The following is a 23,213-nucleotide window of genomic DNA, read 5'->3' on the forward strand; positions in this document are numbered from 1 at the left end:
CTCACACTGCAAAACTGACAAAATACTGGCTTTATTATCTAAAGGCTCTATAAAACCAAAGAGTTGGCGTATGCTTCAATATAGGAAGAGTGATGGATACCATTTAGAAACTTAACTATAAACAGCGAGTTATATAAACTAACAAACGCAATAAAATGTGGACAACAAAACTATTGAACTAATTGTATTAATAGGGCTATTTCCTTCCTTGATCCCTAGGAGAAATTAGCGTAATTTAGCCAATGTCCCAATTATGACATTTGTATGTTAATTGTTGATTTTTTGTTCACACTTAATGCTGAGCCCTATTTTCTAAGAATACGTGTCTTCTCTAGGTTTTGTGGCATTTGTGTATAAAAAGAAACAACTTATCAATTGAAATAATACAAATACTTTAGCTACAACTTTTCCTATAAATGGTAAATTATCTACTTACGTAGAGGAAAAAAATGACAACAAATTACCAAGATATAAAAAAAATCTGTGATGAACTTTTGATTGCAGGTAAAAAAGTCACCGCCGCCAAAATTCTCGCTCAGTCTTCAGGCCCGCAAGCTAAAATTTTAGGCTTTTATCAGCAATGGCGTCAGGAATTACACGAACACTCAAAAGCCAATGCCGAGCCTGCAGGCTTGAGCAAAGATTTTTTAGAATCGTTTAAAAATGAAGTCGAACGCTACGCAAAAGCGCTAAATCATGATCAAGACACCCAGTTAGAGCAAGCCTTAGAAGTCGAGAACTTATCGTTAAGAAGCCTAGACGAAGCCGAAACTGAATTAACCGAGTTACGTCAATCAGTTAAAGAACTCTCAGAGCAAGTTAAAGAAGACAAAGTAAACTTTGACAATACCCTTCACGATCTTGAACAAAAAAATCAGCAGCAAGTCACTGAGCTTAAAAACCATTACGAAAAACAAATTTTAGCGCTCAATCACGATGCTCAAAAAAATCTGTCTGAAATAAAAGACAGCTACGAAGAAAAACTATCTAATTTAAGTAACTCAACAGCGGCAGAACTATCTGAGTTAAAACAAGGGTATGAATCACTCATTAGTGAGTTAACCGATAACCGTAATCAAACCATTGCTGAATTAAAACAAAATTACGACAAACACATTACTGATCTGACCCAGTCAAACGAAAAACTAGTCAGTGAATTAACAGCGAAGCATCAAAGTGTATTGACCAATACCCAAGAGCAAAGTGAAAAACGAGTCAGCGAACTCAAAAATGAGTTTGAAAGTAAGCTCGCGACCCTTGCCACCGATAGCAATTCAAAAATTAAGTCTTTGGTTGATGGCCGAGATGAACAAATTGCAAAAGCAACCGCTGATGCAATTGCAAAAACCCAGTCTTTAACCGAGCAATTAACCAAAAAAGCAGACATTATTGCGTCCCTTCAAGGCGAAGTCGAAGCATTCACCTCAGAAGTCAGCAAATTAAAGCAGCAGCTTAAAGACAGTGAAGCACAGTTTGAACAACACGGTAGTGAGCTTGAAGATTCGACCTTAGCAATTAAGCAGCTTAAACAAAACTTACAAGCCGCAGAGCAAAATATTGAAGAGCTGAAAAAACAAAATGTAGAAGCTAAACGAATCAATGAAAGCCAGCAAGAAACCTTCAATAGCCAAAAGACAGAAGTCGAGCAAGCGCGCGAAGAAGTGCTGTCTTCTCAACAAATGATGACCGAACTTAGAAATGAAAATATCCAGTTGTCAAAGCAAATGAATTTCATTAAAAACAGTTCGACTTCAACGATTGAGCGTCTCACTACCAACTCAGAACAAGCAATTGCTAAAATAAAAGAACTCGAAAGCGCATTAATTAATGAACAAACAGAGGCCAAAAAAGCAGTTTCTGAAAACAAACGAATTTCTGAGCAACTTGATTTTATTAAGCAAAACTCAACCAACACGTTTGAGCGCCTGACAAATAGTGCCGAACAAGCACAATCTAAAGCGCGTCAGCTCGAGGATGAACTTAAACAAGTGCAAAGTTTGAATGAACAACTCAAATCTGAAAATGCTAAACTCAGTAATCAAAAACAATTTGCATAATTATACATAGTCATAATAGGCCTCATTACTGAGGCCTATTTCACCACACTCCCCTTTAAAAAAGACACAACCAACAAGCCTAACTGCCTGATTAAAAAGCTTTTAAGTTATTTTAATGTAAGTTTTAATTCCACGTTCTGCTACTGAAATATATCTGTAACAAATCTACTGTTTAATGCCGCACAACGCAGAATGAGTGCTGTTTTTGCACTGATTCATTTTTACCTTTGCAGGATGCAATCACACTTAAACAAGCCAGGCAGAAATGATGTTTGCTGTGGCTGAGACACTTTATAATGCATACACAACCTCGTTTACCGCAAAAAATCTTTAATTGGTTTTGCGTGGCTTTTCTTGTTTATTTGATGCTTGTCGCTGTGGGTACTGTCAGCAGTGGTTTTAAGCTGTTCTCGGGTGGTTCCGAAGGCGCTAAAGAGATTTTTGCGTTCGCAACGAATCCGTTTGTCGCGTTATTAATGGGTGCATTAGCCACTGCCTTAGTACAATCCTCATCAACCGTGACTTCGGTGATCGTCGGCTTAGTCGCAGGCGGCTTACCGTTAAACATTGCCATCCCGATGATTATGGGGGCTAACATTGGCACAACCATCACAAATACCATTGTCTCGTTTGGTCATGTCAGAGAAAAAGCCGAGTTTAGACGAGCCTTTAGTGCATCAACCGTTCATGACTTTTTTAATCTACTCGCAGTCATTATTTTCTTACCCCTTGAATTGGCTTTTGGCTTTTTAGAAAAAATAGCCACTAGTTTATCGCAGCTGTTTATCTCTGATGCCAACCTATCGCTTAAAAGCATGAACTTTATGAAAGCGATGATCAGCCCAAGTGTTGATTTCTTCAAATCTGTGCTTGGTTTCTTAGATGGAAAAAGCTTAGGCATTGCACTGGTTATTTTAGGGATTGGATTAATTTTAGTCTCTGTCACTGGGCTCGGTAAAATCTTAAAGCAAGTGATGGTAGGTAAAGCGAAAGGTATTTTACACAGTGCCATCGGTAAAGGCCCTGTCGCAGGGATCACCTCAGGTGCGATGGTGACAGTTATGGTGCAATCTTCCTCCACCACGACAAGCTTAATGATCCCTTTAGCAGGCAGTGGCATGTTCTCAACTAAACAAATTTACCCGTTTACGTTAGGAGCGAATATTGGCACCACCATTACAGCTTTACTTGCTGCAACCGCAATTTCGGGTCCAACTGCTGCTGTGGCACTGACGATTGCGTTGGTTCATGTATTATTTAATGTGCTTGCTGTGGCGATTATTTACGGTATTCCAATGCTTCGTGATTTACCGTTAAAAGCGGCAGACCGCTTAGCTATCATTGGCGCAGAAAACAAACTGATGGCACTTAGTTATGTATTGGGTGTGTTCTTTGTTTTCCCAAGTTTAATTGTTTTTGCGATGCGCTAGACAACTTAAAGCCTTAATCTCCCTATTTGATTGGGCTGCCTTAGGCGGCCCTTTTTTGTTATTGAATCGTTATCTCATCCTACAAAAAAGCATTTAATCGTTAAAAAATTGCTTCATGATACATTTGCGCCTAATTTAATTCACAATTTCTGTTTTAAAATCACATTGTTCTGGACTCTTCATGATAAAACGCACTGTTGCTGCTGCCTTTTGTTTTTTTACTCATTCTCTGTTTGCTGCCGATAAAATTGATATTCCTTACATTGCAAAAAGTGCCGTGATTGATGGAGTATTAGATGAACCTCACTGGCAACAGGCTTACCCGATTAAAGTCGATAATGTTACTTGGCCGTATGAAAATATCCCCAGTGACGAAAAAATGGATGTGCTCGTCTATGAAAATGGCGAGATGCTCTATATTGCCTACCAAGCATTTGATTCATCTCCCGAGCACATCCGTGCTTTTTACCGAGATAGAGATCGGGCATGGGATGATGATTTAGTTGGGTTAAAAATTGATTCTTTTAATAATCAAAAGCTCGCTTATCAGTTTTTTATTAATCCATTAGGTGTGCAAATGGATTCAATTGAAAATGAACTGACCAAGCAAGAAAGCGATGCTTGGGATGGTATTTGGGAAAGTGCCGGGCAAATCAATGAACAAGGTTATATCGTCGAAGTGGCCATTCCCTTTCGGATGCTCAACTTTGATGACAGCGTCAAAACCAAACAAATGGCAATGGAGTTTGTACGTTTTATACCTCGCAATGAGCGACTGCGCGTTTCAAGCATAAAAATCGATCACAATAATAATTGTTGGATTTGCCAAATGCATACCGTCACAGGATTTGAGCAGACTCAACAAGGAAACAACCTCACTATTGTCCCAGCACTTGTGATGGGAAAAAGTCAACAGCGCGACATCAGCAGTGCTCACCCTGATTGGCAAGATGATTCGACGATTGAACCAAGCTTAGATGTGAAATGGGGGATCACACCGGATGTGACACTCAATACCACGATTAACCCTGATTTCTCTCAAGTTGAAGCCGATGTAGCACAGCTCAGCATCAATGATAACTTTGCACTATTTTACCCCGAAAAACGGGCGTTTTTTGCCGATAATGCCGATTACTTCACCTCCCCTTGGGATTTAATTTATACCCGCAATGTTGCAGAGCCTGATTTTGGCGCAAAAGTGACCGGGAACGTTGGTCAGCATAACTTCGCTGCATTTGTTGCCAACGATCAACAAAGTAACATCATTATCCCTGGTAATTTAGGTTCAACCATAGTGTCGCTTGATAACAAGTCAAAAAATGCTGCAGGACGTTATCGTTATGATTTTTCAAATGATTTCTCAATCGCCGCCACAACAACCGCCAGAGAGTCTGATGATTACCATAACTACATGGTCAGCTTAGACACCAAATATCGTTTCACAGACAGTGATACTTTTGTGTTCCAATATGCGCAGTCAGATACTCAATACAGTGACGAATTCGTTGATAATTTGTGTGGGAGTCAAAGCTGCGATAACCCAGACGAAACCGAGTGTGAAATTGGCAGTGACTGTGCTTATAGCGAACCGCTGCTGCGGGTATTATCGGATACACCGCTAAAGGATAACGCCTATCGCATTAGTTATGAACACAATGAAAAACACTGGATGGCGTTTTCAAATTACAGCAATATTGGCGATGAGTTTAGGGCTGATCTTGGTTTTATGGGCCAAGTTGATTTTAATAAGTTTGTCACGGGTGGGCGCTACCGCTGGTATGGAGATGACAAAACTTGGTGGAATCGCATGGAGTTTTACAGTGATTGGGATATCAGTCACAACGATAATCAAGAGCTGCTCGAAAAGGAGTTACAAGCCAGCTTTTCTATCAATGGGCCATTACAAAGTTATGTCCAGTTAGAACTGATGCAGCGTCAAAGAACCGGTTTGCGTCATGATAAAAGTTCGTTAGTCATCGATGGTAATACGACTTTATTTGATGAAGATTTAGTCGCTCTGTATGCTGAAATAAAACCTATGGCAGGTTTATTTATGAGTATGAATCTGTCATCTGGGGATCAAATTGACCTCAGCAATAACCGAATTGGTGAGCGCGTTCGGATACGCCCAGTGGTTAACTTCAATTTAACCCGTCACCTAGAACTGAAGCTACGCCACACTTATGAGAAAATGAATGCCGCCAATGCAGATTTATTTACGGCCAATTTAACCGATGCACGTATAACATATCAATTTGATATTAAAAGCTTTTTACGTCTAGCGTTTATTTATACCGATATCGACCGCAATGCTGATAATTACCTTAAACCTGTCAATGAGCAGTACCAAAGCTTTTCTACACAACTGTTATATTCATATAAAGTGAATCCACAAACCGTGTTTTTTGCTGGTTATTCGGATAATGGCTATCAAGATGATGACATCGAGCGACTGAAGCGCGCTGAACGAGCCATATTCTTGAAACTCAGCTATGCCTGGTTACTGTAAATTAAAGGGCTGCGGCCCTTTTTAATTACAAAAAGATAAGCTTAATTGATATAAGTTATAGCCAATCCTTCCTTCTTTTTTTAGGTCATAATTGTATGCTAGATTCAATAGATTCCTAATCGGATCAACTTTAAGGAAAGCACATGTCTCAAATTTTTAATGATAACTCTCTGGCAATTGGTAACACACCGCTTGTTAAATTAAACCGCGTTACCTCGGGTAATGTTTTTGCCAAAATTGAAGCCCGTAACCCAAGTTTCAGCGTTAAATGTCGTATTGGTGCTTCGATGATTTGGGAAGCAGAAAAATCAGGTGAATTAACCAAAGACAAGCAAATTATTGAGCCTACGTCAGGTAACACAGGTATAGCACTTGCATTTGTTGCCGCATCTCGTGGTTACCAACTGACACTGACAATGCCAAACACAATGAGCTTAGAGCGTCGTAAACTGCTAAAAGCACTTGGTGCAAACTTAGTATTGACTGAAGGCGCTAAAGGCATGAAAGGCGCAATCGAAAAAGCACAAGAGATCCAACAAGCAGAGCCTGAAAAATTCATTTTACTACAACAGTTCGAAAACCCAGCCAACCCTAAAATCCACTTTGAAACTACGGGCCCTGAGATTTTTGAAGCAACCGATGGTAAGGTTGATTTCTTCGTAGCAGGTGTAGGGACTGGCGGTACTATCACAGGTGTGAGCCGCTACCTTAAATTAGAAAAAGGTTTAAATGTTAAATCTATCGCGGTCGAGCCTGTTGATTCACCGGTTATTTCTCAAAAATTAGCCGGAGAAGAAATCAAACCAGGACCTCATAAAATCCAAGGGATCGGTGCTGGTTTCATCCCAGGCAACCTTGATTTAGAGATGCTTGATGGTGTTGAACAAGTGTCAAATGATGAAGCTATCGCCACTGCTCACCGCTTAATGAAAGAAGAAGGTATCCTTGCCGGTATTTCTTCTGGTGCTGCGGTTGCTGCAGCTATTCGAATTGCTGAAAAGCCTGAAAACGCCGATAAGAACATCGTTGTAATTTTACCGAGCTCGGCTGAGCGCTACTTAACTTCACCGTTATTTGCTGAAGAGTTCAGCGATCAAGAACTTGTTCAGTAATCAATAAGTATTTGAATTAGGGCACGTAAGTGCCCTTTTTTTTTGCTTTAATGATAGGTTTGCGCATCCATTTTCAGCTGATATAGTTATAAAGTATTTACACAATTCGATAATGTTAAAGGGTAAAAATCTATGTCTTACATTCGTTCAATGTTAATAGCGACGTGTGCTTTGTTTCTGATGGCTTGTGGAGATGATGGCCCAGATATCAAAGGTGACACTAATACGCCAGAATTCGCCGCAATTACTTTTTTCCATGCCATGTATAACGACCAAGATTTAGAAAAAGTCATGGAAATGTCGACCCCTAAATTAGCGCGGATCATTCAATCTTATGGCTCAACCAAGCAATTCGCTCGTAACGTTATTAATATGCAATTTGATAGTGTAAATCTAGAGGTTGATCAAACCAGTCGCTCTGTTCGCAAAATATATGGTGATAATGCCACAATCACGCTGATTTTTTCAGGCCAGCTCAATGGTAATAAAGTAGACGATATGCGCAGTATTAAGCTGATTAAAGTGAAATCGACTTGGTTTGTCGAAAAGATTATCGACGACCCATATGGCCGATAATAAAAAAGCCAACAGATTGTTGGCTTTTTAGTATTTAAATGACCTTAAGCCGCTTTTGATTTTTTAGACTTTGATGCCTTAACGTTTGTCCCTTCGAGCTCTCCAGGTGCAAAGTTATCAACATTGATTGCTAATAATCGCAGTTCATTCGCCGCTAGCATGGTTTCTGCTTCATCTTCACTGATCAGTTTACTGAACTTCGCTTTTTCAATCAGCTCAACAATCGAGACCTTGGCAGGAAGTTGACCTTTATGTTGGGCCTTGCTCAATTTGGCAAATAAACCTTCACAGCGATACATAGCTTGGAATGCCTGCTCCATCACCCCAGTGCCTGCATTATCATCAATAAAACATAAATGTGTTAGACGATTTCGCATCACTCCAGGTTGTTGCATGTGCGTGCAAATCTGCTGAGCTGCATCATCATTGGGTTTTTTATAGCTATTGCCTAATGGAAACACTAAACGCTTTAACGTAAAACCAATGACTTTATTCGGGAAGTTATCACAAAAGCCATAAATTGCCTGGCCTATTTCATACAGGCTGTTTTCTATCGCATATTGAACAAACGGTAAATCAGACTGCTGGCGACCCTGATCTTCAAAACGCTTTAACACCGAAGACGCGATGTATAAATGACTTAATACGTCGCCTAGACGCGCCGAAATCATCTCTTTTCGTTTTAACTCACCACCTAAAATCAACATAGATACATCAGTACAAATAGCCAGAGCACGGCTCATACGACCGAGTTGTTTGTAATATCCAGCTGTCATGCCTGATACAGGTGATGAATTAAAATGTGCACCTGTCAGACCATGAAATAGCGCCATTGTGGCATTAGTCCCTGCAAACAAAATATGTTTAGCTAACAATTCATCAAACTGCTTTAAGCCTGCTTCATGATCTTCATTGGCAGCGGCTTCCATTTCTTTTAGGACATACGGGTGACAACGGGTGGCTCCTTGACCAAAAATCATTAAATTTCGGGTCAGAATATTCGCCCCTTCGACAGTTATCGAAATCGGCACTCCCATGTAGCCATGAGCCAAATAGTTATTGTGTCCTAGTTGAATGGCCTTACCAGCATGAATATCAAACGCATCATTGACCACTGTTCGGCTCATTTCTGTCATGTGATATTTCGCAATCGCAGTCACGACTGATGGGCTCAACTTCATATCAATGGCACCCGCAGTCATTAAACGCATTGCTTCGAGTGCGTAGGTATGAGCACCTATGCGCGCTAATGACTCTTGTACCCCTTCAAATTTACCAATTGATAAACCAAACTGTTTACGTACATAAGCGTAGGCGCCTGTCATTCTCGCACTTAAGTGGCCTGTCGCACTGGCTAAAGCTGGTAACGAAATGCCTCGTCCAGCGCTTAAGCATTCGACCAACATTCGCCAACCACGCCCAGCAAATTCCGGCCCACCAATTATCCAATCGAGGGGAATAAAGACATCTTCACCATAAGTTGTACCATTCATAAAGGCCATTGCCATCGGATAATGACGTTCACCAATTTGCACTCCCGGATGATCTGTTGGTATTAAAGCACAGGTAATCCCAATATCTGTTTGATCACCTAATAAACCATCAGGATCATACATTTTAAACGCCAACCCTAATACTGAAGCGACAGGCGCAAGCGTAATGTAACGTTTTGACCAATTTAAACGTAACCCAAGTACGGTTTCACCATTGAATTCACCTTCGCAGACAACGCCAGTATCGGGAATAGAGCCAGCATCAGAGCCGGCCTCTGGGCCTGTTAATGCAAAACAAGGCACATCTTTTCCTTTTGCTAAACTTGGCAACCAGCGTTCTTTTTGCTCGTCAGTACCATAGTGCATCAACAACTCACCAGGGCCTAAACTATTGGGCACCATCACCGTAACCGCAGCCGTTAAGCTTTTCGTGGCAATGGTTGATACTATGGTCGAATTTGCAATCGCTGAAAAATCACGCCCGCCATAGCTTTCTGGGATAATCAACGCAAAAAAACCTTCATCTTTAAGGTATTGCCAGACTTCTTTGGGCATATCTTTATCTTGATGCACAATTTTATAGTCATCAAGCATGTTACACAGCGTGTGCACTTGGTTGTCTAAAAAGGCTTGTTCTTTTTCTGACAACGCAGGCTTGGCATAGCTGTGCAGTTTTTGCCAATCAGGGTTACCTGTGAACAACTCACCATCCCACCAAATATCGCCTGCTTCCATCGCTTCTCGTTCGGTTTGAGAAAGTGGCGGTAAGACTTTTTTGAAAAATTTAAAGGCTGGCCGACTGATCACACTCATGCGGATATCAGTGACCATGAAAATGACGATGACCGCCACAATCAAGAGGATAAAAATAGACATACAAGATCCCTTTTTAGTGAATTCAAAACATTGACGTTAAGTATAGCCCGATGTGCTGTAAAGTCTTGTTGTTGGCAAATCAGATTTAAGACCTAAATATTCACATAAAGCTTGGTTTACAACATAGTGTAATTACACTGTGCATGATTTACATTATGCCTATCATAACTGATTAATTGTTTGTTAATACAACGATTTTCTAAAATTCGTTAAAATCACAATTGAGGATCAATCTATAGCAATTTACCCACCTTCACTGCCCTGCTATGATGCAAACCACACAATAAAAATGTTTCAGGAAACACCATGAAAACAAAAACCTTTAAATTAAGCTTAACCGCGCTAATGGTCAGCACCAGTTTGACCTTAGTCGGCTGTAATAATGAACAAACAACTCAAACAGCCCCTGTTGTAGCTGCTGCAACCGCTGAAGACGCCAAGCAGTTTCTTGTCGCTTCAGAAAAAGAACTCAAAGCGCTTTATCTAGAATCAAGCCGTGCAGAATGGGTTTATGCTAACTTCATCACCCATGATACTTCTGAACTGTCTGCCGCAGTAAACGAGAAAATGACCGCAGCAGTTGTGCGTTTAGCCAATGAAGCGGCGAAATTTAATGATCTTAAATTAGACACCGATACACGCCGCAAGCTTGATAAACTCAAACAAGCGCTAACCTTGGCAGCCCCTCAAGATGAAGCCAAAAATGCAGAGCTGTCAAAATTAATGGCCGAATTAGGTGGCTTATACGGAAAAGGCAAATACTGTAAAACTGAAGACGAATGCCTCAGCCTAGGTGACATGACAGCCAAAATGGCCAGCAGCCGTGATTACGATGAGTTACTTGATTTATGGCAAGGTTGGCGTCAAGTGTCTAAACCAATGCGCCCACTTTACGAGCAACAAGTCATTCTTGCCAACGAAGGCGCAAAAGAGCTTGGTTATGCGGATACTGGCGCAATGTGGCGCAGTAAATATGACATGCCTGCTGATGATTTCGCCAAAGAGCTAGATCGCATCTGGGGCCAAGTGAAACCACTTTATAATTCACTACATTGTCATGTTCGCGCAAAATTAGGCGAAAAGTATGGCACAGATAAAGTTCCACAAGATCAACCTATTCCTGCACATTTATTAGGTAATATGTGGGCACAAACTTGGGGCAATGTCTATGACTTGGTCGCGCCTGAAAACGCAGATCCTGGCTATGATGTTACAGAACTGCTTGCCAAACATAATTACGACGAATTAACCATGGTAAAAGGCGCTGAGAAATTCTTCACGTCTATGGGTTTTGATCCACTGCCTGATACTTTCTATGAACGTTCTTTATTTACCAAACCTCAAGATCGTGACGTACAGTGCCATGCTTCAGCATGGAACTTAGACAGTAAAGATGATCTCCGTATTAAAATGTGTATTCAGCGTACCGGTGAAGAATTCTCAGTTATTCACCATGAATTAGGACATAACTTCTATCAACGTGCCTATAATAAGCTGCCTTTGTATTATCAAGAAAGTGCTAACGACGGATTCCACGAAGCCATTGGTGATACCATTGCGTTATCGGTAACGCCGGGCTACTTAAAAGAAATCGGCCTTCTTGATCAAGTGCCAGATGAATCAAAAGACATTGGTTTATTAATGAAAATGGCAATGGATAAAGTCGCATTTATTCCGTTTGGTTTATTAGTTGACCAATGGCGCTGGCAGGTATTTTCTGGCCAAGTAACACCAGAAAACTACAACCAAGCTTGGTGGGATTTACGTGAAAAATACCAAGGTGTAAAAGCCCCTATTGCTCGTAGCGAAGCAGACTTTGATCCAGGTGCAAAATACCATGTACCAGGCAATACACCTTATACACGCTATTTCCTTGCGCACATTTTACAGTTTGAATTCCACAGAAGTTTATGTGAAATCGCAGGTAATAAAGAAGCGATTCACCGCTGCTCTGTGTATAACTCTAAAGAAGCTGGTGAGCGTTTAAATGCCATGTTAGAAATGGGTTCTAGCCGTCCGTGGCAAGAAGCGCTAGCCTCAGTGACAGGTAAACCTGAAATGGATGCAACTGCAATTTTAGATTACTTTGCACCGCTTCAAACTTATCTTGATGAGCAAAATAAAGATCGTCAATGTGGCTGGTAAACAAGTTGCAAGTTGCTAGCAACTAAAATAAAAAAGCTCGTTCATAATTGAACGAGCTTTTTTGTAATAAAAGACCAAAAAACGATTAGTATTGACCTGATACACCAATCTGAAACAGCTCTTGCTGATCTTGATAACTGGCAAAAACCGCAATGTTGTTATCGATGTACATTTTTGTTTTAACTAACCACTGCGAATCACTGACCCCAACCCCCAAAGACATTGCAGGGTTAAAATAATAATTCGCTTCAGCGCTCAAAATATCATCGTCTTCAGAATGATAAACAGAGGCATTCAGTGCTAAATATTGTTGCTCAGTCAAAGCCATAAAATAACGAGCTGAGATCTGCTGCACATCAAAATCCGTATCACTATCAAATGTGACACCTATATAATCTTTGCCGCTTAATTGATGGCTGTAAGAGGCATTAATGTGAAATTGTTCATCTGCATTATCACTGTCAAAACGAAATACACTCAGTTTTAAATTATCATTGAGTAAATAACCTAAACCTATGCTGTTTGCATCTGAGTCATCGTAACGCGCATACGAGCCATTGACGAAAAAGTTTTCATTATAAAAATACTCACCGCCAACCGATACTAATTCGTCCGAACCTAAATTATTCAGCTCAGCAAATATTTTTGAATCCGTATCAAGGTAACCAAATTCATCCATCACTCCGCCCGTTGTTTGTGCTGCGAAGTAGTGAGTTGCATTAAGTACAAACCCATCGTAACCAGAGGTTTTACTGTCAAGGTAACTTAAGCTAGCAAAGGTCTGATAATCGGCAGCAACAACTACCTGTGCACTAGTAATACAAGCAAGCGCAAGCAACTTTTTCATTCTATTTTTTCCTGTATATAGTACGCGGTATTATTGTTACCCGTACTGCTGATAATAACAATAAAAAATCAGTAATAAACCAAGATAATTAAAGGCTTACTACTGATTTGTGTTGTGACTTTATAAAACAAATTGCCCTAGTACACGGTAGACATCGTTGATATTATCACCAGCTTTAAACTCTTTGACCAATGGCTGTGGCTCTGAGCCAATCCAAATTTTAAGCTCTGCGTCTAAGTCAAAATGCCCTGCACTTTCTTTACTAAATTTGGTGATTTTACTGTAAGGGATGGTAAGCATCTCCACTTTTGAACCCGTCACACCCTGTTTATCAATTAAAATAAGGCGTTTGTTGGTAAAAATGAACATATCACGAATGACTTTATAGGCCTTTTGTACAGACTCACCATCGACTAGCGTGTCGTTAAGTAATGAATCTAAATCATCCTGATCGACTTCACTGGCATTACCCATTAATCCACTTAATAAACCCATGTGCTTCTCCTGTGTAATTTGTTCATGACCAGTAGAGTGTAGCTTGCCACAATTACTCGACAAGCCACGCCACTATTATTTATTCAAACAACTGATTTTCTAGTGTTTTCCCATTAACCAAACTGCGATATCGCCATTGATTTTGATGACAAACTTGTAAAATTTTAATATCAGCTTCATGGCATAACACATTAGGAGCAAGGCTGATTAAATACTCACGATCTTGCGGCATAGTGACCGAGCTAACTTCTGCCATTGCTTCAAGGTGAGTAATTAACTCAGGCTGTTTTTGGCTCATCGATAACGTTAAAAAGCCCTGTGTTGCATCGCTTGCTAATGTTTGATGTTGATGCATTTGTCCCAACTCAAGATACAACACTTGCTGGCATAAACGCTCAAGTTCAGTTAAATCATGAGAGCTCAAAATGAATGTAATATCTTGTGATAAATCAGCCACTAACTGACGAATTTCTCGAGCATGCAAGGGATCAAGCCCCGCGGTTGCTTCATCAAGCATGACTATTTTAGGCGAGCCAATCAGAGTTTGTGCGATACTCACTCGCTTGCGCATACCATGCGACAGCGCCGCGGGCTTTTCATTCAATGCCTCACTAAGTCCAACAAGCTCAAGAGTTCTGAGCGCCTCGTCCTTACTTTGTTTTGCGCTCAAGCCTTGTAAGCGCCCATAAAAAGTCAGTTGATGGGCGATTGAAAAACGCGGATCCAGCACCGCATCTTGAGGTAATGCCGCTAATTGACCAAATAATGCGGCACTACCTGCTTGATGACCGAGTATCTCAACGTGTCCAGAGCTTGCCTGTAAATAACCACATAGAATACTAAATAGTGTTGTTTTTCCTGCTCCATTAGGCCCGACCAAAGCAACCGGTTGCCCTGCCTGAATTTCAAAACTGACTTCTTTAAGCGCCTGTTTAGCCCCAAAGAAATGATTAAGGCCTGATACAGTAATTAGTTGGCTCATAATGCACTCCTTTTCATAACATAGCTCGCTGCTGCCAAGTAACAGACTGTTTGAATTAATGGAGTCACATAGTTAGAAACAGAGAAACTTTGCTGCCCAATGACGTCGTTTAATTGAAAGCCCGGATAGATATAAAACAAGTATTCCGAATAAGGAAGGTAGTGGCTGAGTATCGCAATTAAGGCACTGCCAACCCCATAAAACAGTACACACATGACAATGGCTAATTTTGACGAGCGAATAAAACTATTTAAAAACGCCATCAAAGCAATAAATGGCAACACAGCTAATACCAACTCTTTAAATAATAAAGCCGCTTTTGATAGGCCGGGTAAAAACAGAGCGCTTTCACGATAGGTCGCCATCGCCACTGTTGCCAATAAAGTCAGTGCAATCAATGCGGTCACTATCAATAACTGACCGATAAACCGACCAAAAACAACTTCATTACGGGTTGAACGTAAAGTAATAAAACGTAACGTGCCTCGCGTCCGATCTGAACATGTCTGATCACTGGCTGCAAACAAGGCAAAAACAGGAAAAGAATACAACGCCACCAACCAATAAATTGCCAATTCGGGTACTTTCCACGTCAGTAACTCGGAGAGTCCCAACACACCGAACATTTGCATCGCCATTTGACGGAAATCTTCTGACGACACGATTGATACTGCCGAGTTGACTGGGTAGCGCAAAATCACAAACCACACAGTTGCAAACGCAGCAAGTGCCAATAAACCCCGTTTAGTAAAAAATAGCCGGACCATCTCAAATGTTGCCAAACACCAAGCGCGGCTAATACTCTGTTGTATTAACATATTGTTTCTCTTTATTAATTATAAATACAGACTAAACATTGCCTAGAACGAAAGCGAGCCTTTATTTGTTAAAAAGTATTTTTTGTTCCTTTTTAATGTAAAAAAGCCTGCTCGCGCAGGCTCTTTTATCAAACTAGCTCATACTCACAGCACTGCGTTATTTATTCTAAATATGCCTGATACTGTTGAAGACCTTGCTCAAGATCAGCTAAAAGATCATCACAATCTTCTAAACCTACATGGATCCGAATAATCGGGCCATGTTGCCACCCCGTTGCACTTCGTAGTCCTTGCAGTCCCATATTGGCGGTAATAAGGGATTCAAATCCTCCCCACGAATAACCCATTTTGAAATGATCTAAGCCATCAAGTAAGGCATTAATCGCCGCTTGATTGCCTGCTTTCATCACAAATGAAAACAAGCCATTACAGCCAGAAAAATCGCGTTTGAAATATTCATGACCCGGACACGTCTCAAGTGCAGGATGGCGAACGTGATCAATTAGCGGATGAGTACTGAGCCAATTGGCAATTTTTAAAGCACTTTTTTCGTGTTGTTGAAGGCGAACAGACAAAGTTCGTAACCCTCTGAGCGCTAAATAAGCATCATCTGCCGAGGTGCACTGCCCCATTAAATAAGAGTTTTCACGCAATTGTGGCCAGTGCTCTTCATTTGCAACCGCAACCCCCATCATCACATCAGAGTGACCAACAATATATTTAGTCGCAGCTTGAATACTAATATCAACCCCAAAATCCAGCGGCTTAAAATGATAACCATTACCATAGGTATTATCTAACATCACCACCATGTTATGTTCATGAGCAATGCGGCTTAGCAACGGAACATCTTGGACTTCCATTGAAATAGAGCCTGGCGATTCGAGAAACAACAAGCGGGTATTTGGGCGGATCAGGTCACGTATTCCCTCACCTATAAGCGGATCATAATACGTGGTTTCAACACCCATGTTATTCAAAATCACGCGGCAAAAATCACGGGTCGGTTCGTACGCGGTATCGACCATTAAGATATGATCACCACTTTTCACAAATGAAATAATTGCGTTACTAATCGCAGCGGCACCCGAAGGATAAAGCGCACAGCCTGCACCATTTTCGAGTTCAGTAATCGCATCTTGCAGTGCAAAATGAGTGGTGGTGCCACGACGACCGTAAAATAACGTTTTATTCGCGCGATTTTTAACCGCTTCTTTCATCTGTGCAACCGAATCAAATACTATGGTTGAAGCGCGTTGCACCACCGGATTCACAACGCCATGGGTGTATTCTTTTTTTCTACCGGTTGAAACAATCTGTGTATCTTTTTTCATTTTTGTCTCCATTACACGTCAAGACATGTGCATATTAATCTTGTTGGCGCCACTGTTCGATTAAAAAGCGCGAAATCGAATCCTTACGAGGTAACTTAAATTCATCTGTCTCTTCACCCCACTGGGCAAAACTATCTAATTGAACCTTGGTAAACCACTGGGCATATTCAAGTTCATCTTGGTCTACTTTAATGGTCTGCGAGCTCGCTGTTGCAATAAAACCCAGCATAATCGATGACGGAAAAGGCCAAGGTTGAGACGCCAAATACTGGGTATGAGAAACAACAATACCCGCTTCTTCCATCACCTCCCTGACAACCGCTTGCTCAAGGGTTTCGCCCGGATCAACAAAGCCAGCCAAGGTCGATAACGCGCCTGTTGGCCAATTTTTTTGACGACCGAGTAAGCAACGTTCAATGCCATCATCAAATACCTTTGTCACCAACATGATAACAGCGGGATCAGTGCGCGGAAAGGTTAAATGATGACATGTTTTATTCGTACAGCGTCTTGCGTGGCCAGCCTCTGCTAAGCGGTTTTGAGCGCCACATCGACCACAATAACGGTGAGTCCGATGCCAATAACACACACCACGAGATAGAGCCAAAATCGATGCTTGTTCACCAAAAATAGCACCACCATAGCGTCTTAAATCAACAAACTCTCCAAAATAACCAATGGCTTTTAATGTGGCTTCATCACAATCGCTCACATCCAAGGCAAAAAAGTATTCTTCATCTTGATGGCCTAAAAAAATGGCATTTTCAGTATCAAGCGCGCCTAATTGCTGACGAGATAAAAATACCGGCTCAGCCTCATCAATCAGAAATAAATTTTTGTCTTGATACGTAAGTATCCATTTACTGTCTGCCTGTTTTTTTTCTTTAATCCATGTGGCATCTTTTCGCTGCTGGCTGGCGCGATCTAAATTCATTTGCGCATAATTAAACATCTGCACTCCTTGTTGTAAGCATAGAGGCCCACTGCTGTGACCAATCAGCCATAGGCTCAATTAACTTTGCAAGCTCTGAACCATGGGCCGACAAACCATAGCCCTGCGATGTTTTCATCACCAATTGCAGCGCAATCAGCTCTTTTAACCGAGAATTAAGTAAAGTCGGGGAAATAACTTCGCAGCGCAGCTGCAATTGTCTGAACGTGGCATGTTCATGGCGCAATTGCCAGACAATACCTAGGCTCCAAGTACGGCCCAATAAGTCAAACAAAGCCATAATTGGCTTGCCTGTTTTCGAGCCTCGCACGGCTTGTCCTGGGATCGGTAACCCCATCACACACTCCTGCCAATTAATAAGAGCATCAGCCTAACAAAGCCCCTCTTATTTTGCTACACAATATGTAGCAAAATAAGTATAAAAAAAGACCTTTCGGCCTTTTTTTATACTTAAAGCGGCTTATAATGCTGCTAATTGTGCCAATAACTTTTGGTTTTCAGCTTCAATATGTTTGTAAAAATCAACATCCGCTAATTTGCTGGCTGCTGCTTCATCAATCACGATAACCGCATGTTTATGCATTTGTAATGCAGATGCCGGGCAAGAAGCGGTTAATGGGCCTTCGACCATCGCTTGTACAGCGTCAGCCTTATTTTCACCCGTCGCCAGTAATACCACTTTGCGCGAATCTAAAATAGTGCCAATCCCCATCGTAATCGAGAGGTGTGGTTGATATTCGTCGGCAGCAAAAAAGCGCGCATTGTCATCAATCGTTTCTTTAGTCAGCGTTTTTACGCGGGTACGAGATGTTAGTCCTGATGACGGTTCATTAAACCCAATGTGGCCATTACGACCAATGCCGAGCAGTTGCACATCAATGCCACCCGCAGCAACGATTTTATCTTCGTATTCTTTGCACGCTGTAAGAGGATTTTTTGCATCACCAGGCGGTACAAAGGTATTGGCTTTATTGATATCGACATGATCAAACAGTTGTTCATTCATGAAAAAGCGATAGCTTTGTGGATGATCGCCCGTTAAACCCAAGTATTCGTCAAGATTAAAACTGGTGACATTTGCAAAGCTCACTTCGCCCGCTTGTTGGCGGCTGATCAGATTTTGATACAAAGCAACCGGCGTTGAGCCTGTCGCTAATCCTATTACTGAGTCTGCTTTTTTATTAATTTGATCAGCAAAGATTTGTGCACCATATTGTGCAACCTCTGCAGCGTCTTTCAGGATGACTATTTGCATATGACTTGGCTCGAGTTAGGAGTTGAGGAAAAAATGGGATCTATGATTAACCCGTCCGTGCAGTTGGATTAACCATAGATCAAAACCTAATCGGGATAAAACGACAATAGGTTCAAACCATTATGACAACGCTGTCATTATTGCGTTAATGATCTTTTTTGTAAAGACCATTAACGATTTTTTTTACATGTTTGTGTTTATTTCAGCCTAAAAAGAGCTTAAACACTAATCAAAATTTTACGTTTGTAGAGCCAATGCAGTACGAGTAATTGCACCGTTAATAACGCAATAACGGATAAAATAGGCTGCCATGACTCACTACCTGCACTGATTACGCCACCAAATACACTTTGTGCGATGTATTCCCATTTAACCAAGCTCGATGCTAAATAAATAATAATTGAGTTGGCGCCAATAATGACAAATGGATAAAAATATTTTTGTGTATTGAGTAAATCAACCACAGCATAAAAACTGGCTAAAAACAGCAAGCTCCAGCCTACGGTCACTAAAACAAATGAGCTGGTCCATAGATCTTTATTAACAGGAAAGATCAGGTTCCACGCCCAACCACAAGCTAAACTGACTAAACCAGCCGCAAATAAATACCCCACAGTTTTCCACTCACCAAGCTCATTGGCTTTAGCTATCAGTCGACCAGCAAATACCCCCATAAGTGCATTTACCACTGCAGGGACATTCGATAATAAACCTTCAGGATCCGTGGCGCGATTTTGATAACTGATACCCGGCAATAAATGCTGATCAACCCATGCATTCCACGTACCGGCCATCGTTAACTGCCCCGCTTGTCCACCTGGCACCGGAATAAAGCACAATAAAATCCAGTATCCTAACAATAACGACACCGCTGTGATTATCTGTGTACGAAGACTGGTGTGCCACACTAACATGGCACAAATAAACCACGCGACAGCAATTCGCCCTAACACACTGGCATAACGGATTTCGTCTAAGTTAAATGGTATGCCAGTTCCCCAACCATGATTGTACAAAACCCCAAAACCCGCTAATAAAAACAATCGTTTCAAAGCTTTGGCGTAATAAACTCGACGTTCAGAAAATGGCAGATGATCAATGCGCTTAGGTGATAACCCCATCGCAACGCCCGCTAAAAATATAAATAACGGAAAAATCAAATCGTAAAATGTAAAGCCATGCCAATTACTATGCAACGTTTGACCATGAGCGACTTGCCATCCGGTCCAGCCTGTTAAAATGAATAACGCAGCAAAGATTTTCTCCCCACCCAGTATCCAAAACATATCCATGCCGCGTAAGGCATCCAACGACGCTAAACGGCGTTTTTGTGGTTTTTCTTGAGTTATTGTCATTGTTATTTCTCTTATGCTTAAAAACAAAAAAGCCCCGCCTATTGCTAAACGGGGTTTTTTATTCCAGGAACGGGTATCAAATGAGCTGACCTGCGATGTAAGTGTGTGTCGCATGCAGTGTGTTATCGAGCACAACAAAATCAGCGTCAAAATCGACTAATAATCGACCTTTTTTAGTACTTAAACCTAAATATTGCGCAGGGTATAAAGAAGCCATTCTTAGGCTTTCACCAAGGGAGACATCCAGGCTATTAACGGTATTGCGCACCGCACTTGCCATATCAAGTACTGAACCTGCCAGTTCACCTGTAGTCGAATTTAGGCGGTCGCCAGTGCGGATAACTTTACGACCATCAAAGAAATCAAACTCTGTTAAATCAGTGCCAACTGGGGGCATCGCATCGGTAACAAGCAAGATTTTACCTTGTGCTTTTGTGCGAATAGCCAATTTTGCGGCTGTTGGATGGACGTGATGACCATCTACAATCAAACCACACCAGCTGTTGTTATCCCAAAGGGCAGCGCCAACCACACCCGGCTCGCGAGATGTAAAGGCTGACATCGCATTAAATAGATGAGTAAAGCCGTCTGCACCGGCCAGCAATGCCGCTTGAGTTGTTTCAAAATCTGCATTGGTATGGCCCAAGCATACTTTTACGCCATAAGAAACTAAGCGTTTAATATCTGCAACAGAGACATTTTCAGGCGCTAACGTCACCATTTTGATACCAAGATCAGTTCGGGCATACACGGCAAATTCAACTTCTGAAATCGGGCGAATATACTGCTCACTGTGCGTGCCTTTTTTAGGCAATGATAAATGCGGCCCTTCAAAATGAATACCAAACACGCCTGGGACATTATCATTTAAGGCTTGCGCGGTTGCATCGGCGGCTGCTTGCATCACCTCAACTTTATCTGTTATCAGAGTTGGCATTAAGCCTGTGCTACCAAAACGACCATGCGCTTTGGCCATTTTATCTAAACACGCAGGTGTCTGCTCAGCATTAAAAAATGCCCCACCGCCGCCGTTCACTTGAACATCGATAAACCCAGGCACAACCGTGCCAGTAAGCACAGGAGCCTCACCGATAAATCCGTTTTCAATTGATTGAATTTTACCTGCAGCAATCGTTAGCGTAACGGAATCTAAAAATGATTCGCCATTAAAAAGACGCTCGACATGAAAGACCTGATCCATTCATTGCTCCTTGATTAAACCAAAAATGATTTTTCAGCATAATAAACAGCGCCCATTTCTGGCGGCTGTTTCGGTGACTCGACTCGCGCTGCGATTTCAGGACGAAGCCAAGCTTGTAACGGCTCAGCTAATCCACCAATCATCGACAAACGAGGAGGATTTTTTTCTAATAGTTTTGCTGCTAAATCACTGATATATCCTGCGCCATCTTGAACAATCGCAATGGCAACGTCATCACCTGCGTTAGCACATTCAAACACTCTGCGCGCTAAAGTCGCATACACACTCGAAGGTTTGCCTGCCATTTTTTCTGCAATCGCCATCGCATCTTCGGCCTGTAATTGTGCTTTAACCGCCTCTGTAATGGCTGATTTTGGGCCGAGATCATCTAAATCAAGTAGTGCCACTTTAACGGCTTCAAGCCCCATCCATGCACCACTGCCCTTATCACCTTGAGCAAACCCATGGCCACCTAAAATCGTGCTTTGGCCATCAACATAAGAAAAACCACACGAACCTGTGCCAGTAATAATCACCGCGCCATCTTCACCTTCGTGAGCACCGATGCATGCAGTGTGTAAATCTGTAGTGAGATACATTTTTTTAAATGGGTGATGCCACTCGATAATTTGCTTGTACAAACTGGGTAAATTAACCCCAGCCAAACCTAAACCAGCCACCATATTATTGACTTCGCTTAAGCTTAAGCCTGCATTTTCAATCGCCAATTGAGTTGACACCATTATTGATTCTAACGTGCGATCTAAACCATGTAGCGGATTTGCAGGTCCACCAAGACCGGTGCCTAAAACACCTTGTTCGTGACTATAAATTGTCGCGCGACACTTAGTTCCACCACCATCAATACCTATGTATAACTGGTCTTTATTTGCACTTGTTGCAACCATCAAATGACCTCAATCTCTCTTGTTTTATTATCAGCTTCGGCTTTTTTTATGCTACCGAGTCTAATATCCCTCGACCCATTGTTGATTTAATGTTACACAAATAATGACAGCGTTGTCATTAACTTTTTATAAAAAATCCAAAACAAATCAATACTCAATATTAACACTCTCATTTAAATAGAAATTATCGATTTGAATTTATAGTCACCCACTCTGTGTACTCTGACTATAACACCGATACGCCCAACACCCAATGTTGGCATTTAGTCGTATCTCTTTATATACAAATATCAAGGTTCACACGATGAATTAGCACAGCAAAAGCGTAAAAAGCCGCTACGCTTATAAAAGAACGAGTATTTTTATAACACAATGACGAACAATCAAAAATAGCTAAATTTTGGAGTGCTCAATGGAATCTATCAAAGTGATTGATTATCTCAATAAACGGCCTGTCACTTTTAAAGCCTCTATGACCGTGGCAGAAGCAGCTGAACGCTTATTATTGTCGCATCAATCGGGTGGCCCAGTTTTAAACGATGACAAGCAAGTAATCGGCTTCCTTTCTGAACAAGACTGCATTAAACGCATGCTACACGATACGTATCTCAGTGAATCGTATTTTACTGTCAAAGAAATAATGAGTACTCACACTCTCACCGTTAATACCGAGCATTCTATTTTTGAATTAGCTCAAGAAATGACTGAAAACAAACCTAAAATTTATCCTGTAGTCGATAAAGACAATCATTTACTCGGTACAATTGGTCGCACTGAAGTACTCAAAGCAATCGATATCCATCTGCATGCAATTTACGAAAAAGGTCATGGCCGATTTGTCTAGCAAACCTGAGCGTGAGTCATTGAT

19 protein-coding genes are annotated in these 23,213 nt (G+C 41.3%); 7 read left to right on the plus strand and 12 right to left on the minus strand.

What is annotated here, in order from left to right; all coding sequences use genetic code 11:
• Positions 1-449: 449 nt before the first annotated feature.
• From PULV_RS07655 to PULV_RS07675, 5 genes are all read left to right on the plus strand, one after another.
• Positions 450-2,057 (plus strand): DNA-binding protein, encoded by a 1,608-nt coding sequence (locus PULV_RS07655; protein WP_193331374.1) that lies wholly within the window; start codon positions 450-452, stop codon positions 2,055-2,057.
• A 296-nt stretch (positions 2,058-2,353) separates the two neighbouring features.
• Positions 2,354-3,487, plus strand: a complete 1,134-nt coding sequence (locus tag PULV_RS07660; RefSeq protein WP_193331375.1) for a Na/Pi symporter — start codon at positions 2,354-2,356, stop codon at positions 3,485-3,487.
• A gap of 181 nt (positions 3,488-3,668) precedes the next feature.
• Complete coding sequence (locus tag PULV_RS07665; protein WP_193331376.1) at positions 3,669-5,996, plus strand: carbohydrate binding family 9 domain-containing protein; 2,328 nt, start codon at positions 3,669-3,671, stop codon at positions 5,994-5,996.
• 143 nt (positions 5,997-6,139) lie between these two features.
• Entirely contained in the window at positions 6,140-7,108 is a 969-nt protein-coding gene (gene cysK / locus PULV_RS07670; protein ID WP_086742303.1) for a cysteine synthase A, read from the plus strand.
• 132 nt (positions 7,109-7,240) lie between these two features.
• Entirely contained in the window at positions 7,241-7,684 is a 444-nt protein-coding gene (locus PULV_RS07675) for a hypothetical protein (protein ID WP_086742304.1), read from the plus strand.
• A gap of 44 nt (positions 7,685-7,728) precedes the next feature.
• Here PULV_RS07675 and PULV_RS07680 read toward each other — a convergent pair whose 3' ends face one another.
• On the minus strand, positions 7,729-10,053 hold the full coding sequence (locus PULV_RS07680; protein ID WP_193331377.1) for an acyl-CoA dehydrogenase: 2,325 nt from the start codon (positions 10,051-10,053) through the stop codon (positions 7,729-7,731).
• 306 nt (positions 10,054-10,359) lie between these two features.
• Between PULV_RS07680 and PULV_RS07685 the strand changes: the two genes are divergently transcribed.
• The gene (locus PULV_RS07685) at positions 10,360-12,198 is read left to right on the plus strand and encodes a M2 family metallopeptidase (RefSeq protein WP_193331378.1); all 1,839 of its coding nucleotides are present in this window, start codon (positions 10,360-10,362) and stop codon (positions 12,196-12,198) included.
• 85 nt (positions 12,199-12,283) lie between these two features.
• Here the strand turns inward: PULV_RS07685 and PULV_RS07690 are convergent, their stop codons facing one another.
• The 11 genes from PULV_RS07690 to nagK all read right to left on the minus strand — a co-directional run bounded on the left by PULV_RS07690 (position 12,284) and on the right by nagK (position 22,345).
• On the minus strand, positions 12,284-13,045 hold the full coding sequence (locus PULV_RS07690; protein WP_193331379.1) for a putative porin: 762 nt from the start codon (positions 13,043-13,045) through the stop codon (positions 12,284-12,286).
• A 120-nt stretch (positions 13,046-13,165) separates the two neighbouring features.
• Positions 13,166-13,540 (minus strand): PH domain-containing protein, encoded by a 375-nt coding sequence (locus PULV_RS07695; RefSeq protein ID WP_086742308.1) that lies wholly within the window; start codon positions 13,538-13,540, stop codon positions 13,166-13,168.
• Between the two features lie 79 nt (positions 13,541-13,619).
• Entirely contained in the window at positions 13,620-14,522 is a 903-nt protein-coding gene (locus PULV_RS07700; protein ID WP_086742309.1) for an ABC transporter ATP-binding protein, read from the minus strand.
• Positions 14,519-15,340 (minus strand): ABC transporter permease subunit, encoded by an 822-nt coding sequence (locus PULV_RS07705; protein WP_193331380.1) that lies wholly within the window; start codon positions 15,338-15,340, stop codon positions 14,519-14,521. Before PULV_RS07705 ends, PULV_RS07700 begins: the two co-directional genes overlap by 4 nt.
• Before the next feature lie 161 nt (positions 15,341-15,501).
• Positions 15,502-16,686 (minus strand): cystathionine beta-lyase, encoded by a 1,185-nt coding sequence (locus PULV_RS07710; RefSeq protein WP_193331381.1) that lies wholly within the window; start codon positions 16,684-16,686, stop codon positions 15,502-15,504.
• A gap of 22 nt (positions 16,687-16,708) precedes the next feature.
• Positions 16,709-17,626, minus strand: coding sequence for an NAD(+) diphosphatase (nudC, locus tag PULV_RS07715; RefSeq protein WP_193331382.1), 918 nt, complete (start codon positions 17,624-17,626; stop codon positions 16,709-16,711).
• Complete coding sequence (locus PULV_RS07720) at positions 17,619-17,963, minus strand: winged helix-turn-helix transcriptional regulator (RefSeq protein WP_193331383.1); 345 nt, start codon at positions 17,961-17,963, stop codon at positions 17,619-17,621. Before PULV_RS07720 ends, nudC begins: the two co-directional genes overlap by 8 nt.
• 123 nt (positions 17,964-18,086) lie before the next feature.
• Entirely contained in the window at positions 18,087-18,881 is a 795-nt protein-coding gene (gene nagB / locus PULV_RS07725) for a glucosamine-6-phosphate deaminase (RefSeq protein ID WP_193331384.1), read from the minus strand.
• A 218-nt stretch (positions 18,882-19,099) separates the two neighbouring features.
• A complete protein-coding gene (gene nagX / locus PULV_RS07730; RefSeq protein ID WP_193331385.1) occupies positions 19,100-20,236 on the minus strand; it encodes a transmembrane glucosamine N-acetyltransferase NagX in 1,137 nt (378 codons plus the stop codon).
• Positions 20,237-20,312: 76 nt separating this feature from the next.
• Entirely contained in the window at positions 20,313-21,437 is a 1,125-nt protein-coding gene (gene nagA, locus PULV_RS07735; protein WP_193331386.1) for an N-acetylglucosamine-6-phosphate deacetylase, read from the minus strand.
• Between the two features lie 14 nt (positions 21,438-21,451).
• A complete protein-coding gene (gene nagK / locus PULV_RS07740; protein WP_086742317.1) occupies positions 21,452-22,345 on the minus strand; it encodes an N-acetylglucosamine kinase in 894 nt (297 codons plus the stop codon).
• Between the two features lie 412 nt (positions 22,346-22,757).
• Between nagK and PULV_RS07745 the strand changes: the two genes are divergently transcribed.
• Entirely contained in the window at positions 22,758-23,189 is a 432-nt protein-coding gene (locus PULV_RS07745; protein WP_086742318.1) for a CBS domain-containing protein, read from the plus strand.
• Positions 23,190-23,213: the final 24 nt, after the last annotated feature.

It is taken from the genome of Pseudoalteromonas ulvae UL12 (assembly GCF_014925405.1).
Classification (GTDB): Bacteria; Pseudomonadota; Gammaproteobacteria; order Enterobacterales; family Alteromonadaceae; genus Pseudoalteromonas; species Pseudoalteromonas ulvae.